This is a genomic window from Castellaniella daejeonensis, from assembly GCF_039523555.1.
Taxonomy (GTDB): Bacteria; Pseudomonadota; Gammaproteobacteria; order Burkholderiales; family Burkholderiaceae_B; genus Castellaniella; species Castellaniella daejeonensis.
In genome coordinates this window covers 91967-108056 of the sequence record NZ_BAAAFN010000015.1, presented here as the reverse complement: position 1 = coordinate 108056, position 16090 = coordinate 91967, and the positions used below count along the sequence as shown (strand labels likewise).

Sequence of the window (16090 nt, the reverse complement as noted above, 5' to 3'; positions counted from 1 at the left end):
GCCGGCCATTCATGTCAGGCGCCCGCCCGATCGAAGCGGACGCCGGGACCCCGGCTACAACGCGGCGAACAGCGCCTGTGCCATGGCGCCGACCAGCGCCTCGCGCCGGGCATCGGGCGCGGGCTCCTCGCCGATCATGGACCATTCGGGATGGCCGCGCGCCTCGTCCAGCATGCGCTGCACGTCGGGCGGCAGACGGCGCAACGGCTCGGGCGGCGTGCCGGGTTCCTGACCGGTCCCGGGTACCGCGTCCTCGTCCTCCGGCGAAGGGGCCGCCGCCGGTTCGGCGGGATCCGGCTCGGGCGGCGCCACCTGCGCCAGCAGGTCGCCGTCGATGGGCCGCATGGCCGCGTGCCCCCGGCATTCCAGCGCCCGCACCAGGGCCAGCTGGCGTAACCCCAGCAAGTGCAGCACAGGGTCGTCCACGGTCATTTCCGTATTGCCCGCCAGCCGGCCCACCAGGCGCTTGCCCCACTGGCTGGCCCCCTGCCAGGCGCCGCCGATGGCAGCCCCCAGCAACGCAGCGGCCCCCAGGCTCAGCCCCCCGGTCAGCACATCGATGGTGGCCCCCGCCATGGCACCGGTGGCCATGCCCTTGCCGACCTGGATGCCGAAAGTCCGCAAGGTCTGGGGATTGAACAGGTCCATGCCCCAGCGCTCGCCTTCCAGCGGCAGGGGGTGATGGGGAAAGGTCGCCTTGCTGAAGCGGTAGCGCTTCAGCAGCGCGTGCACGCAGTCCTGTTCGCGGTCGCGGGTGCGCTTGCGCAGCCCCAGGGTGATCGAGGCCATGTCCGTCGGATCCTGGGAACAGGGCAACCGCAGCGCGGCGGCATCCACCAGCAGTTCGGCGATCAGGCGCGTGGCGTCCTGCAGCCGGCGCAGGCGCTGCTGGCCCAGGTCGACGCGCAGGGTCTGCAGGGCGGCCGCATGCTGGTCCAGCATCAGTGCCAGGCGTTCCAGCAGCTGGCCTTCGCCATCCAGGGCGGGCGCCACGGTATCGAAATCCACCGTGGCATGCAGCCCCAGCCGGGCCAGCGCGTCGCGCCAGGCGGTCGTGTCCGCGTGCGCCGTGCGGGTGAAGTTCAGCACCGGCAGGATGGGACGGCCGCAAGCGGCCAGCAGCATCAGTTCGTCGCGATGCTTGGGCAGGACGGGATCGCGGGTATCGATGACGTACAGCGCGGCGTCGGTTTCCAGCACCGTGGCCAGCACCCGGCATTCCTGCTCGAAGCGGCCGGCGGCCTCGGGGCTGTCGAGCAGCTTGCGGATGCGGTCCGGCCCATCGTGCCTTTCCTGAGGCGGAGACAGCTGGTCCAGGTAGTCCAGGACGCCCATGGCGTCTTCCAGGCCCGGCGTGTCGCGCAGCACCAGAATGGCCTGGCCGGTCTCGGTCAGCAACTGGGCGCTCTCGACGTGGCGGGTGGTGCCGGGCCGGTCCGCGACCTCGCCGAAGGATTCGTCGCGCAGCAGCGTGCGCAACAGCGAGGTCTTGCCGGTATTGGTGTGGCCGACGACCGCCAGGTCGATGGGTTTCGGGGCGTCAGTCATGGGGGACACTTCCGATGTGTTCGAGCCAGCCGTCCAGGCTGGAAATCCGGGGAACGGCCTGGTGCGACAGGGCGTCCTGCCAGGCCTGCAGGCGTTCGGGCGTGCCGCCCAGGCACAGGGCGCGCAGATCGGGGCAGGAACGGCGCAATTCGTCCAGCCAGGCGGCGGCGCCGCGGTCGGGCGTCAGGCGCGCGTCGCAGACGAAAAGCAGGTGCGCAGGCGGCGTGCGCAGGAGCGCGCGGATGCGGGCGCGGTCTTCCCGGCTGTCGCAGCGGCCGAAATCCACCACGTCGTCCGGCAGCTGGGCCGGCGGCCAGTCCAGGCCGTGCCCCAGCTCGTAGGCCAGCACCGCGGCCCGTCCGCCGGCAGCCGCCACCGGGGCGGCGGGACCGATTGCGCCGTCGATCGCCGGCGCGGGGCGGTCGATGCCCAGGTTGGCGTGCGTGGGCAGCAGCCGCTCGCGCAAATCCAGCCAGCCCGGCAGGCCGGGGTCCACGGTCAGTCTGGCCAGGCGCCGGCGCAGGTGCAGGATGCAGGCGGCCAATGCCAGCAGCCGCGGCAGCAGGCCCCAGACGAGCACGCATCCGATCAGCCACAGGGACCATTCGGCCTGGACACCGGCGGCCAGCGGCTGCGGGCCCAGGCTGGCGGCGATCAGGGCATCGCTGGGCGCCTCGAAGCCCAGCAGGCCGGGCACGCTGCCCAGTATCCGGGTCATGCCGACGAACACATCCGGCGACAGCAGGGTGGTTTCCCAATGGAACGTATAGTGGCGCGCGCTCAACAGCAGGAGCAGCGTGGCCAGGGCCCCCAGGAAAGCCGCCGTCCAGGCTCCGTGGCTGATCAGGCCGATCGCGGTCTTCCAGGCCCGCGCACGGCCGAGCAGGGACAGGAATGCCTGGGCCGCGAGGGCGGCATCCGGCCCCCGGACCAGGCGCCGGGTCAGCCAGAGCCACAGGCGCGACAGGGCGGTCGAATCGGGCAATCCCGGCAGCCAGCCGGCCAGCCAGATCAGGAAGGTGAGCGCATGCAGCCCCAGCAGTCCCAGCAGCGCCAATGCCAGGTTGACCTGGCTCTGGCCCAGGACGGCGGCGGCCGTGCCGATGCCCGCCAGGCAGGCGCACAGCCAGAGCACCGCCAGCGCCCAGCGGGCGCCGACGGACCATTGGACCAGGCGGTCGTGCAGCTCGCCGTGTTCGGCCAGCCAGGCTGCCCGCGCCAGGATGCGGACCCCCAGGTCGGCGGGCGCGCGCAGGGCGGCCTGGCAGGCGGCGCGGTCTTCCAGTGGCCCCCAGTGCGCCTCTCGCAGACGCACGGCCTCGGCCTGCCAATACTGGAGCAGCGGGCCGGCGGGGTGGGGAGCGGCGGTGGGCGGGCGGTTCCGCATGGGGAAACGGGCGGATGAAAACAAGATGATACCGAGTTTTACCGGAACCGGGCGCACGACCCTAGGCGCCCGCGGGTCCGCGCACCTTGCGCACGCCGGCAGGCGGCACGCCCATGGCTTCGCGGTACTTGGCCACGGTCCGCCGCGCGATCACGACGTTCCGGTCGGCCAGCATCTGTGCCAGCCGCATGTCGGACAGGGGCTTGCCGGCCGGCTCCGACGCCAGCAGCTCGCGCATCAGCGCCTGCACCGCCAGCGCCGAGGTATCCTCGCCGGAGCGGGTCTGCACCACCGTGCCGAAGAAGAATTTCAGCTCGTGCACGCCCCAGGGCGTCTGCGCATACTTGAGGCGCGTGGCGCGCGAAATCGTGGATTCGTGAAGATCCAGCGCCTGCGCGACTTCCCGCAGGGTAAGCGGCCGCAGCGCCGCGACGCCCGATTCCAGGAACGCCTGCTGGTGCTTCGCGATGTATTCGGCCACGCGCAGGATCGTCTGCCGGCGCTGGTCCAGGTTGTGGATCAGGCTGCGCGCCTGGCGCATCCGGTCCCTCAGGTCGGGAGACAGATCCTGGTCCGCCAGGCTGTCCGCCAGTTCAGGATTCAGGCGCACGCGCGGCTCGATGGCAGGATTGAGGCTGACCCGCCAGCCGTCCGCCGCCCGATGGAACAGCACGTCGGGCACGATGTAATGAACGGGATCGGCCTGCCAGGCGCCCGCTGGCCGGGGATCCAGGCGCCGCAGGACCCTGTGGGCGGCGTCCAGCATCGCGCGGTCGCAGCCCAGCGCCTCGCACAGGCGCCCCCATCGTCCGGCACCCAGGTCTTCCAGATGGCCGGTCAGGCGGTGGGCACAGGCCAGCACGTCCGCAGGCCATTCGCCGGCGCGCGCCCGCAACTGCAGCCGCAGGCATTCGGGCAGATCGCGCGCGCCCACCCCCGCGGGATCGAAGGACTGCAGCAGGCGCAACGCCGTGGTCCATTCCTCGTCCTCGACGTCCAGTTCCGGCGGCAGGTCCGCGGACAGCGCGGCCGGATCGAATTCCAGATAGCCACGCTCGTCGAGTTCGCCCATCAGCCGAATCACCAGGAAGCAGTCGCGCTCCGTGGCACGGGTCGCATGCAATTGCTGCAGCAGGTGATCGATCAGGCTGGCAGGCTGGCCCGGTTCGGGCAGGTCGTCGGGCAAGGCGGCGCGCGCGGACTGCGACCACAGGCGGTCCAGCCGCTCGGCCTGGGCCGCCGATTCCGGTTCCGGATCGACAGTCTCGAGCAGCGGATTGTCGGCCAGTGCCTGGGCGATTTCCTGCTCCAGCTCTTGGGACGAGCATTGCAGCAGGGCCAGCGCCTGGCGCAACTGTGGCGTCAGCGTCAGGTGCTGATGCTGGCCCAGTTCCAGGGACGGTTGCGCGCGCATGTTCTATCTAAGGCATGTTCAATCTAAAATACGGCCATGAAACCGGAACGAAACGAATCCTCCAGCCGTCGGGATCATGCCCTGCTGCGCAAGATCCTGCTCAAGCTCACGGCCACGTCCAAGATTCTTGCGTCCGCCCTCGTCGTGGTGGTCGTCCTGCTCTGGTATGACGCGCTGAACCGCCTGCTGGCTTTCGGCAACGGCATCGATTATGCCGGAAACCGCATCGTGGGGGCGGAAGCCACCGCCCTGCTGCAGCGCTACAACCCATACTTCTGGGGCGCGCTGGTCACGCTCGGCTCCCTGCTGCTGGCCTACCTGACCTGGCTGGCGGTGCGCGCGATCCTGGCACGAGCCCGCCTGCGTCCCGTGGATCCCGCCTCGTTCCAGCAACTGGCCGACCAGCTGTCCGGCGCCGCGCTCGATGTCCTGCTGTGGGCCTGGCAGACCCGTGACGAACCTCTGCGCGTGGGCGACCTGCTGCTCACCCGGGACGAGCTCTCCGCCGGCCGCGCCAGCCGCCTGCACCGGGCGGCCGAACAGCTCGCCATCCTGGAAAACGCCCGCCAGCGGCAGTAGGCCGACGAGCGCAGGCCGGGACGGCGGCACCGCCGTCCGCCCGGCTTGCCGTTGCGCAGGCGCCGCACTCCGGGGCGCCTGCGCGGTTCCGGCGCCCAGCCACCCAGGGGACGGCGCATGCGGCGCTTGCCAAGCGGCCGGAATTATGTTTGACTTCCATACATGAACGTCACGCGCACTTCTTTTCACGATGCCCAGCAGCGCCCCGCTGCGGGTTGCGCGCGTCCGTTGCCTCTCCTCTCCCTGTCGGGCCTACTGCTGCTAGCGATCGGTTGCCGGGCCTAGCGCCGCGTGGCAGTTCGGCAGCCTGTTTCGCCACACCCTCGCATTCCCGCGTCCGCGATCCGGGCGCACACGCCCTGACAGGTAATGACATGATCAAGAACCCCGCCGACAAATACATCCCGTTCGCCCCGTTTGCACGCGACTTCGCCGAACGCACCTGGCCCAGCCGCCGCATCGCCACCCCCCCGATCTGGATGAGCACCGACCTGCGCGACGGCAACCAGGCGCTGATCGAACCCATGAGCGTCGAGCGCAAGCTGCGCTTCTTCGAGCAACTGATCAAGATCGGCTTCAAGGAAATCGAGGTTGGTTTCCCGTCCGCATCCCAGACCGATTTCGATTTCGTGCGCAAGCTGGTCGACGAAAACCGCATCCCCGATGACGTCACCATCATCGCCCTGACCCAGGCCCGTGAAGACCTGATCCAGCGCACCGTCGAGGCATGCGCAGGCGCAAGGCACGCCATCGTCCACATGTACAACGCGTGCGCGCCGGCCTTCCGCAAGATCGTCTTCCGCATGAGCCGCGACGAGGTCCGCGCCATCGCCGTCGAAGGCACCAGGATGGTCAAGGCCGAAGTCGCCAAGCACCCCGAAACCCACTGGCGCTACGAATATTCGCCGGAAGTCTTCAGCACGACCGAGCCCGATTTCGCGCTGGAAGTCTGCAACGCCGTGGTCGACACCTGGCAGCCGACCGTCCAGGACAAGATCATCCTGAACCTGCCGGCCACGATCGAGGCCACCACGCCGAACCTGTACGCCGACCAGATCGAATGGATGCACACCCATCTGGCCCAGCGCGACAAGATCGTCCTCAGCGTTCACCCCCACAACGACCGGGGCACGGCCGTGGCCGCCGCCGAATTCGCCGTCATGGCCGGGGCCGACCGCATCGAAGGGTGCCTGTTCGGCAACGGCGAGCGCACCGGCAATGTGGACCTGGTCACCCTGGCGCTGAACCTGTACACCCAGGGCATCCACCCGGGCCTGGATTTCTCCGACATCGACGAAGTCCGCCGCTGCGTGGAATACTGCAACCAGTTGCCCGTGCACCCGCGCCACCCCTACGCCGGCGACCTGGTCTTCACGGCTTTTTCCGGCTCGCACCAGGATGCCATCAAGAAGGGCTTCGCGGTGCAGCAGGCCGACGCGCCGTGGGAAGTACCGTACCTGCCCATCGACCCGGCCGACCTGGGCCGCAGCTACGACGCCGTCATCCGCGTCAACAGCCAGTCCGGCAAGGGCGGCGTGTCCTTCCTGCTCGAACAGGAACACGGCCTGATCCTGCCGCGCCGCCTGCAGATCGAATTCAGCCGCGCCATCCAGCGCGTCACCGACGAGACGGGCCGCGAAGTCACGCCCAAGGACGTGTTCGAGATCTTCTCCAGCGAATACCTGGACCGCGAAGCGCCGATGAAGCTGATCCGGCACCGCATCACCGGCAGCCCCAAGACCACCGGCCAGAAGCAGTTCATGATCGAGGTCGAGTTGGAAATCGACGGCCAGGTCCGCCATCTTTCGGGCCAGGGCGACGGCGCGATCTCGGCCTTTGTGGACGCGCTGGGTATCGAGGCCCGCGTGATGGACTACCAGGAACACGCCATCGGCACCGGCACCGATACCCGTGCGGCGTCCTACATCGAGATGCGCATCCAGGACGCCCCCAGCGGTTACGGCGTCGGCATCCACGAGGACATCGTGACCTCGTCCTTCCTGGCGATCCTGAGCGCCGTCAACCGCCACGCGGCAGCTGGCGGGGACATCCGGCCGCACGCATCGGTCGCGGCCTAGGAAACACAGGGGCGGCCCTGCGAAAAGGGCCGCCCGCCATCAGGAACCACAGCGCCCATCGGGCAGGCGCCGTCCCCGCATCCCGGGGTTCATCCGGCACCACAAGCGCCCGTCTCGTTCAGCCCCGTCCCACAGGACGGGGTTTTTGCTTGCGCAGGAGATGGCGCCGGCCGATCAGTACACGATGGCCAGACCCGGCAGGTCGACCGTCACGCGCGGCTTTTCCAGCGCCTGGACGGCATGGCCGGCGAATTCGTTCGCCAGGTCGGGTTGCGCGGACAGGCGGCTGTAGCCCAGGGCATCGGCCACCCCCAGGATCTTGTCCAGCAGCAGCACCTTGCCGCTGACCCGCAAGGGCTCGCATCCCAGGGATTCCCAGGTCTGTTCGAACCATTCGCGGGCGGCGCGTGCGCGATCCGGGTCTACCGGGGCATCGACAGGCAGTTCCAGCGAGAGGTGGGCATCGAAAATCACGATTACATGACCCTGCATGGGTGCTTCTCCGTGCGAAATGCGTGAATTTACCAGGACGGCGCGGGTTCCCAGGTGACGTCTTCGCCCTTTTCGCGGGCCAGCCGCAGCATGGTCAAGAGCGGCCATGCCCGGCGTCGCATGCCGACCGGCTGGGCGATGGGGTGCTCGACCGTGTCGTCGTGATCGCCGGAGGCGTCGTCGTGGCCGGGATCGGCGGCCACCAGCGCTTCGATGCCCGCGATGGCCGTGTCCAGCTGCGCCCGGGTGATGACGCCGCGTTCCGGCAGGCCGGGCGTGTCGAAGGTCTTGCCGGCGGCCACCAGGATGGGCCGGGCATGCTGGGCGAACATCAGGACTTCCGCCGCAGATTTCGATTGGAACAAAACGAGCATGGTGGATTTCCTGCAATGGACACATCCATACACTACCCGAACTTCAACCCCCTGCCAAGCAGCACAATGGGCGCTCCGACAGCAGGTTCCCCATGCCCGAAACCCTTGTCCGACGCCGCTTTCCGCCCTGGCTCGCCGGCCTGCCGCTGGCGCTCGCCTGCGGGCCGGCGCCCACCCCCGCGCACGCCACCCTGAGCTGTCCCGCGCCGCAGATGCGGGTGCCCTGCGGCGCGGCGTCCGCGCACGGGCCGGCGGCCGAGCCCGCCCCCGATCCGGGCATCGCCAATCCCGTGCACCTGGCCACCGGCGAGAAATTCCTGCGGGAAGCCGACCTGCCCGAACCGCTTCGGGCGGAACACCCGTCCTTCGTCCGCCTGTACCGCTCCGGCTCCGGGGCGGACGGCCCCCTGGGCCCCGGCTGGACCAGCGAATACGACATCCGGTTGCGGGCGCACCCCGGCGGCTGGCGGCTCGAACTGCCCGACGGCCGCAACGTGCGCTTCAGCGCCCGGGGCCAGGGCGCCTCGCACGCCGATGGCCGCATCCTGTCGCCGGAACCGCCTGCCGCAACCTGGCAGGGCCCCGGCGGCAGGCGGCTGGACTTCGACGCGCAGGGCCGGCTGCAAACGATCGGCACACCCGGCCGGCCCGACATCGTCGTCGAACGCCACACCGGCGGCCCCCTGGACGGCCTGATGCGGACGATCCGGCGCGGCGACCACGCGCTGCGGCTCGGCTACGATGCATCGGGGCCGAACCCCCGCCTGCACACGCTGGACACCCCCCTGGGCGTCTTCCGCTACGAGCATGCCCGTACCGAAGAAGCCGCGGCGCCTGCGCCGGCATCGTCCACTGACACTGTTTCCCCCGGGCATGCACCCGGTCCGGCCCCGATCCTGCTGCGCGCCGTGCAGCGCCCGGACGGCATGCGCCGCCGCTATCACTACGAGCCCGAACGGCAGGCCGGGCACCCCGCCGCCCTGACCGGTGTCACACTCGAAGCGGCCGATGGCCGGCGCTCGCGCGTGCGCAGCTGGATCTACGACACGCGCGGCCGCGTCATCCAGGCGATTCCGGGCCCTCCCGGTACAACGACCGGGCGCCTGCAACTGCACTATCCGCCCGGCCGGCCGGACAGTGGCCCGACCCGGGTGGCATCGGCCCACGGCTGGGCGGAAGTGCGCCATGCCCTGCAAGGCGGCAGGCTCGTGCCACGCTCGATGCGCACGTCTGCCTGCGCGGCCTGCCCGGAAACCGTCCTGGGCATCGACCACGACGCCCGGGGCCGGCTGGCCGCCATCGGCGGGCTGCGCATCCGGCACACGCCGGACGACCGGATCCGGGCACTGGCCGAGGCGCACGGCGGCTGGCCCGGACTGCGCCTGGACTATGCCCCCGAAGGCCGGCTGGTGCGTTGGTCCAGCCGGCTGACGGGCACGACCCGGCTTGCCTATGATCCGCAGGGCCGGCTGTCCGGCCAGGAACGGGCCGGCGGCAGGCGCACGGACATCCGCCGCGATGCCATCGGCCGCCCCGTGCGGCTGCTGCATGCGGCGCCCGGACTGCCGACGCTGGAGGTCGGCCTGCGCTGGCGGGGCGACCGGCCGATCCGCCTGTCGCACCCCGAGGAAACCGAATACCTGCAGCACGATACGCACGGCCGGGTGACGGCGCGCGCCGTCCATCGACCCCGTCCCGGCGGAGATGTGGCCTACCGGGAACGCTTCGCCTACGACGAGCGGGGGCGCCTGGCGCGCCACGACCTGCCCGAAGGCGGGGCGCTGCGCTATGCCTGGTCCGAAACGGGCCGCCTGCACCGCCTGGACTGGGAAGCCGCCGACGGCACGCTCCATACCGTCATCGAATCCATCCCGGGCCTCGCCGGCTACCGCTACGGCAACGGGCTGTGGCTGCGCACGGCCGCCGGGCCGGGCGGGCAGGCCGAAACTCTGGTCGTGTCCGACGGGCCGCGCATCATGTGGGGCGAGCGAAGGCGCCACGACGCACGCGGCCGGGTCGTGCGCCTGAGCACGTTCCTGGCGCCCGGTCCGGCAGAAACGCCCGGCGCGATGCCCGCGGCCGCCGGAAGCTCGCCGCCCCCGGCGGCCGCGGCTTCGCCGCCCGCCAGCCACTGGCACCACCTGCTCCTGGCCTACGACGACCGGGACCGGCTGGCCGGCATCCAGGACGCGGCCACCCGGACCTGGCTGGCCTGGGGCGAGGACGGCCGCCTGGCGGCCCGACTCGACCGGCACACCTTTGCACCGGATGCCACGCGCAGGGGCGGCACGCCGGCTGCGCCGCACGACGCGCCCCGGCCCGCGCCAGCACCGTCCCTGCCCGGAGACCAGCCCTTCACGCCACCGATCACCCGCGATGCCGGCGGGCTGCCCCTGGCGGTCGGCGGCCGCGGCGTGCGCTACCAGGCCCAGGGCAGGCCTGCCGAAGTGCGGGAAGCCGGCCGGGTCCTGGCCCGCTACGCCCACAATGCCCGGGGCCAGCGGATCCGCGCCATCCTGGATGGCCAGGAAACCGAACGCTACTACCTGGACAACCGCCTGGCGGCCATCTGGCGGCGGCCGGCCCCGCATCCGGGGCACCCACAGGCCTTCGGCATCACCCAGCGCTACCTGTACGCCGGCGAAGTCCCCGTCGGCCTGCTGCACACGGAAGCCGATGGCCGCACCCGCCTGTATTACCTGCACGCCGACCTGCTGGGCGCTCCCGTCCTGGCCACCGACGCGGACCGCGCCGTGCGTTGGGCGGCCCGCTACGATGCGCTGGGCCGCGCGACCCGCCTGCGCGGCGACCTGGACCTGCCCCTGCGGCGGCCGGGCCAGGACGAAGACCCGGCGACAGGCTGGCACGACAATGTCTTTCGCACCTTCCTGCCGGAACGCGGCCATTACCTGGAACCCGACCCCCTGGGGCCGCTGCCCGGCCAGCAGGCCCTGGGATACGCCGCCCAGCAGCCCCTGCGCCACGCCGACCCCCTGGGCCTGATCCTGCTGGCCTTCGACGGCACGCGCTACGGGCCGCGCAACCAGGGCAACGTCTGGAAGCTCGCGCAATCCTACGAAGACGGCCCGGCCTACTATCACGCCGGACCGGGCAACGCCTACTACACCGACTGGGACGCCATCACCGCCGCCGGCAGCCGCCAGATCCTGCAGAATCAGTGGCAGTCCCTGCTGAACGCCCTGGACCGGGCCCAGGGCGCCGCCGCGCCGGTGCCCATCGACATCCTGGGCTATTCGCGCGGGGCGGCCCTGGCTCGCGACTTCGCCAACCGCATCGCACGGCACACCCGCGACGGCTGGTTCTCCTACGACGACCCGTTGCGGGGCAGCATCGGCCTGTGCGTCGACCTGCGCTTCCTGGGCCTGTTCGATACCGTGGCGCAATTCGGGCTGCTGGGCGCCGCCAATGCCGGTTTCGATCTGGGCATCGCCGGCGCCTGGCATTGGGTGGCCCACGCAGTGGCGCTGCACGAACTGCGGGCACTGTTTCCCCTGGTCTCGGCGGCCGGCGACACCGGCAACACGGTCGAGGCGCCCTTCATTGGCGCCCACGCCGACATCGGCGGCGGCCTGCTGCTGGATGAGCGGATGCAGCCCATTCCCGACGGCGACCTGTCGGACGTCGCCCTGAACTGGATGCGCTGGCAGGCCCTGGCCGCCCTGGTGCCCCTGGCAGAGCTGGCGCCGGCAGACCGGACGGTGTCGCGCCCGCTGCTGCACGACGAGCGTACCCCCGCCTTGCGCGGCCTGCCGCCGGGCGACCGGGCGCTGCAGGACGCCACGGCGCGAACGATCGGGCTCCAGGGCGCCGACGCGCGCCTGGGCGACGAACAGCGGCGCATCGTCGAGGCATTCATCCGCCGGGCGGACGGCACGGGCGGGGATCCGGCGTCCGTGGCCGGCCACGTGGACATGGCCACCTATGGCGCCTGGCTGGAGACGGCGCTGGGCCTGCCCGGAATGGCGCCGCCGGCACGGCGGCCCTGAAATCGGGCTATCATTTCGGGATACCCTCAGATACGGACACCATGCTACCAGAGCAACACACCCGGCTCACCGCCATCCTCCGCTCCGTCCTGGACTCCCTGATACCCGGCCAGGTGCCGGACGTCACCCTCGAACGCCCCAAGATCGCCGCTCACGGCGACGTGGCCAGCAACGTCGCCATGCAGGCTGCCCGCGCGGCTCGCCGCAACCCGCGCGAACTCGCCCAGGCCGTCGTGGAAGGCGTCCTGGCCCACCCGGACGCAGCCGGCCTGATCGATTCGGCCGAAGTCGCAGGACCGGGCTTCATCAATTTCCGCCTGTCGGCCGCCGCCCATCAGGCCGTCCTGGACGCCATCCAGGCCCAGGGCGAGCATTACGGCCACCGCCCCGCCACCGACGAGCGCGTGCTGGTGGAATTCGTCTCCGCCAACCCGACCGGCCCGCTGCACGTGGGGCATGCCCGCCAGGCCGCCCTCGGCGACTCCATCTGCCGCCTGTTCGCCACCCAGGGCGCCCAGGTCTCGCGCGAGTTCTACTACAACGACGCCGGCAACCAGATCCACAACCTGGCGATCAGCGTCCAGGCGCGGGCGCGCGGCATCGAGCCCGACGACCCGGCCTTCCCCGCCGACGGCTACCGGGGCGAATACATCCAGGACATCGCGCGCGACTATCTGGCCCGCGCCACCGTCCAGGCCAGCGACGGCGAGCCCGTCCAGGCATCGGGCGACCTCGACGACCTGGACGCCATCCGGCGCTTCTCCGTGGCCTATCTGCGCCGCGAGCAGGATCTGGACCTGCAGGCCTTCGACCTGCGCTTCGACAACTACTACCTGGAAAGCTCGCTCTACACCAGTGGCCGCGTCGAGCGCACCGTCCAGGCCCTGATAGACGCCGGCCACACCTACGAGCAGGACGGCGCGCTGTGGCTGCGCACGACCGAACTGGGCACTGGCGACGACAAGGACCGCGTCATGCGCAAGTCCGAGGGCGGTTACACCTACTTCGTGCCTGACGTGGCCTACCACGTGGCCAAGTGGGAACGCGGCTTTCACCATGCCATCAACATCCAGGGCACCGACCACCACGGCACCATCGCCCGCGTGCGCGCCGGCCTGCAGGGCCTGGGCCTGGGCATCCCGGCCGACTACCCGGCCTACGTGCTGCACAAGATGGTGCGCGTCATGCGCGACGGCACCGAGGTCAAGATCTCCAAGCGCGCAGGCAGCTACGTCACCCTGCGCGACCTGATCGACTGGGTCGGGCGCGATGCGGTGCGCTTCTTCCTGGCCCAGCGTCGCGCCGATTCCGAATTCGTCTTCGACATCGACCTGGCCCTGTCGCACAGCGAAGAAAACCCGGTCTACTACATCCAGTACGCGCACGCCCGCATCCATTCGCTGCTGCGCCAGCACGACGCCAGCGGCCAGGGCGCCGCAGCCGATCCGTCCCTGCTGACGGCACCCACGGAAATCGCGCTGCTCAAGCGCCTGGCCGAATATCCCGGCGTGCTGACCCAGGCTGCCCGCGAACTGGCCCCGCACCAGCTGGCGTTCTGGCTGCGCGACTGCGCCGCCGACTTCCACGCCTGGTACAACGCCGAACGCATCCTGGTGGACGACCCCGCGCTGGGCGCCGCCCGCCTGCGCCTGGCCCGCGCCACCGCCCAGGTGATCGCCAACGGCCTGGGCCTCCTGGGGGTCAGCGCCCCCGAGCGCATGTAACGCCATGGCTGCGCGCAAGAAATCCTCGCGGTCCGGCGGCGCCTGGTTCGGCCTGGTCCTGGGCATGGTGCTCGGCGTGGCCGCGGCCGTGGCCGTGGCGCTGTTCGTCACCAAGGCGCCCATGCCCTTCAAGGACAAGGCCAGCCGCGACGCCCCCACCACCCTGCTGCCGGACGTGAAGAATGCGCCGGACCCGAACATCGCCCTGTACGGCAAGGACGGTCCGGCCGGCACCCGCTCGACCTCGCAGGGCGGCAGCGCCATCAATCCGCCCGCTCCGGCGCCGGAACCCGGCGCTCCGCCGGAAAACCCCCTGTCCGACGCCATCGGCCAGATCATCGCCGGGCTCGACAAGCCAGACGCCAAACCTGCGCCGGGCCAGACCCAGGCCGCCGCGCAAACGGGCCAGCCGATTCCGCCGCCTCCGCCCCCGCCGCCCGCAGCCCGGCCGGCGCCCGGCACGCAAACCACCTATTACCTGCAGACCGGCGCCTTCCGCTCGGAAAAGGAAGCCCAGGCCATGCTGGCCCGGGTCGTCCTGCTGGGCCTGCCGGTGCGCATCGAGACCGGCGAATCCAACGGCGCCCCCATCAACCGCGTGCGCGTCGGCCCCTTCAAGGGCATCGACGAAATGAATCGCGCCCGGACCCGCCTGGGCGACGACAAGATCGAATCGACGGTCGTACGCCCCTGAACCGACGTACCAAGGAGCACCCATGAAGAACGCCCTGTTTTCCCGTCTGCTGTCGGGCCTGGTCCTGGGCCTGGCCGCGCTGGCCATGGCGCCCGCACAGGCGGCGCCCTACGACACGCTGGATCCGGTCCAGCCGTCCGACACTCCGGGCAAGGTCGAGGTGCTGGAATTCTTCTTCTACACCTGCCCGCACTGCAACGCCATCGAGCCCCTGGTCGAAAAATGGCGCAAGACCCTGCCCGACGGGGTGGTCTTCAAGAGCGTTCCGGTCGCTTTCAACGCCAGCATGCGCGACATGCAGCGGCTGTACTACACACTGGAAGCGCTGGACCGCCTGGATCTGCATCCGCAAGTCTTCAAGGCCATCCATGAAGAGCACAAGGACCTGACCCAGGCCAAGGAAATCATCGACTGGGCCGTAGCCCAGGGCCTGGATCGCCAGGCCTTCACCGACGCGTTCAACTCATTCGGCGTGCAGACCAAGATCTCGCGCGCGGACGAACTGACCAAGTCCTACCACGTGGAAGGCACGCCGACACTCGCCATCGGCGGCCGCTACCTGACCTCGCCCGCGCAGACCGGCACCTACCAGGGCGCCGTCGACGAGGCCGACAAGCTGGTCAAGCAGCTGCTGGCCCAGTAGCAATGCCGGCCGCGCCGGCGGCCTCACTGCTGCGCTTCGCGGCCAAGCAGCCGGCGCCAGACCCAGGCCAGGCCCGACAGGCGGTTGCCGGGCGCAGGAATGCGCGTGATCTCGGGGGCGGCAAGCCAGCGACCTTCCGCATCCTGGCCGGCGATGTCATAACGGAAGAAATAGTCCGGCTCCAGGCCCATCCGCAGATCCGACAGGATCAGCCGCCGCGCGCCATCGCCGCGCTGCCGTGCCTGCACGCCGACGAAGCCGTGCGTGAACCACAGCAGGCGCCGCAGCTGCGGCGTGGCCGCCAGCTGCGCCAATGCCCGGGTGTCGCTGGGCCGGAAGATGAACCGCATGCGCCCGCGATCGGCAATCAGCGAACGGTCTCCGATCCAATAGCCATCGGGCGCCATCACGATCACGCGCCACAACAGCGTATTGAAGGGCAGCGGTGTGGAAAAGCGGGGAGCATCCTGCAATCCCATGGTGGCCAGGCTTTGCGCGGCAATACGGTCCACCGTGCATTTGGCCGCCATGCTCCAGGCCAGATAAAGCGAGCTGAGTGACAGGCCGATGACCAGCCACCGGTGCGCCGACCGGCTGCGCCGCACGGCACCCGGACCGGCCCCGGCCCCGGCCCCGCCGGGGGACAGCCACCAGGCCAGGATCACGCCGAACAGCAGCGGCAGCGTGTAGGCGGGATCGATGATGAAGATCGACGACCACATCACGGGCGGCATCTGCAGGGGCCACAGCAGCTGGGTTCCATAGACCGTGAAGGCATCGAGCAGCGGATGCGTCAGCAGGGCCAGCCAGATCGCCCACAACCAGCGCCGCGGTGATTCGCCGACCAGGGCGCTCCTGCGCTTCAGCCACAGCCACAGCAGCCATCCGGCCACCGCCAGCACCGGCAACGAGTGCGAGGGGCCGCGATGCCACGTCACCTGGGTGACGACATCGCTGCCCGCCAGGCCGAACCAGAACACGTCCAGGTCCGGCAACGTGCCCAGGATGCCCCCGGCGACCAGCGCGACGCGCCGGTGCCTTTCGGGCACCACCAGTGCGGCCACGCTGCTGCCCAGGACGACCTGCGTCAGGGAATCCATGCCTTGCTCCGCCCCGATCCGCGCCACGGCGCACCCGCGGGCCCCGGCAG

12 protein-coding genes are annotated in these 16090 nt (G+C 70.6%); 6 read left to right on the top strand and 6 right to left on the bottom strand.

Annotated elements, in window-relative coordinates; all coding sequences use genetic code 11:
* Nucleotides 1-54: 54 nt before the first annotated feature.
* From ABD022_RS10245 to rpoN, 3 genes are all read right to left on the bottom strand, one after another.
* Entirely contained in the window at nucleotides 55-1548 is a 1494-nt protein-coding gene (locus tag ABD022_RS10245) for a GTPase/DUF3482 domain-containing protein (RefSeq protein WP_343821230.1), read from the bottom strand.
* Complete coding sequence (locus ABD022_RS10240) at nucleotides 1541-2935, bottom strand: DUF2868 domain-containing protein (protein WP_325123808.1); 1395 nt, start codon at nucleotides 2933-2935, stop codon at nucleotides 1541-1543. Before ABD022_RS10240 ends, ABD022_RS10245 begins: the two co-directional genes overlap by 8 nt.
* Nucleotides 2936-2996: 61 nt before the next feature.
* Nucleotides 2997-4349, bottom strand: coding sequence for an RNA polymerase factor sigma-54 (gene rpoN / locus ABD022_RS10235; protein ID WP_343821228.1), 1353 nt, complete (start codon nucleotides 4347-4349; stop codon nucleotides 2997-2999).
* Nucleotides 4350-4385: 36 nt separating this feature from the next.
* Between rpoN and ABD022_RS10230 the strand changes: the two genes are divergently transcribed.
* Together ABD022_RS10230 and leuA are read left to right on the top strand one after the other, a co-directional pair.
* Complete coding sequence (locus tag ABD022_RS10230) at nucleotides 4386-4928, top strand: hypothetical protein (protein WP_325123806.1); 543 nt, start codon at nucleotides 4386-4388, stop codon at nucleotides 4926-4928.
* 374 nt (nucleotides 4929-5302) lie between these two features.
* Complete coding sequence (gene leuA / locus ABD022_RS10225; protein WP_325123805.1) at nucleotides 5303-7006, top strand: 2-isopropylmalate synthase; 1704 nt, start codon at nucleotides 5303-5305, stop codon at nucleotides 7004-7006.
* Nucleotides 7007-7180: 174 nt separating this feature from the next.
* Here leuA and ABD022_RS10220 read toward each other — a convergent pair whose 3' ends face one another.
* Nucleotides 7181-7498 carry a hypothetical protein gene (locus ABD022_RS10220; protein WP_343821226.1) on the bottom strand — a complete coding sequence of 106 codons (318 nt, stop codon included), beginning with the start codon at nucleotides 7496-7498 and terminating at the stop codon, nucleotides 7181-7183.
* Between the two features lie 29 nt (nucleotides 7499-7527).
* Nucleotides 7528-7872 (bottom strand): DUF1840 domain-containing protein, encoded by a 345-nt coding sequence (locus ABD022_RS10215; RefSeq protein WP_325123803.1) that lies wholly within the window; start codon nucleotides 7870-7872, stop codon nucleotides 7528-7530.
* Nucleotides 7873-7964: 92 nt separating this feature from the next.
* On the opposite strand from ABD022_RS10215, the gene ABD022_RS10210 reads away from it, so the two are divergent.
* Genes ABD022_RS10210 through ABD022_RS10195 form a run of 4 tightly spaced genes read left to right on the top strand, consistent with a single transcriptional unit; the run spans nucleotide 7965 to nucleotide 14940 of the window.
* Complete coding sequence (locus ABD022_RS10210; RefSeq protein WP_343821224.1) at nucleotides 7965-11879, top strand: DUF6531 domain-containing protein; 3915 nt, start codon at nucleotides 7965-7967, stop codon at nucleotides 11877-11879.
* Between the two features lie 41 nt (nucleotides 11880-11920).
* Nucleotides 11921-13603 carry an arginine--tRNA ligase gene (gene argS, locus ABD022_RS10205; RefSeq protein WP_325123801.1) on the top strand — a complete coding sequence of 561 codons (1683 nt, stop codon included), beginning with the start codon at nucleotides 11921-11923 and terminating at the stop codon, nucleotides 13601-13603.
* 4 nt (nucleotides 13604-13607) lie between these two features.
* The gene (locus ABD022_RS10200) at nucleotides 13608-14297 is read left to right on the top strand and encodes an SPOR domain-containing protein (RefSeq protein ID WP_325123800.1); all 690 of its coding nucleotides are present in this window, start codon (nucleotides 13608-13610) and stop codon (nucleotides 14295-14297) included.
* Nucleotides 14298-14319: 22 nt separating this feature from the next.
* Nucleotides 14320-14940, top strand: a complete 621-nt coding sequence (locus ABD022_RS10195; protein ID WP_325123799.1) for a thiol:disulfide interchange protein DsbA/DsbL — start codon at nucleotides 14320-14322, stop codon at nucleotides 14938-14940.
* Nucleotides 14941-14963: 23 nt separating this feature from the next.
* Here ABD022_RS10195 and ABD022_RS10190 read toward each other — a convergent pair whose 3' ends face one another.
* The gene (locus ABD022_RS10190) at nucleotides 14964-16040 is read right to left on the bottom strand and encodes a metal-dependent hydrolase (RefSeq protein WP_343821222.1); all 1077 of its coding nucleotides are present in this window, start codon (nucleotides 16038-16040) and stop codon (nucleotides 14964-14966) included.
* Nucleotides 16041-16090: the final 50 nt, after the last annotated feature.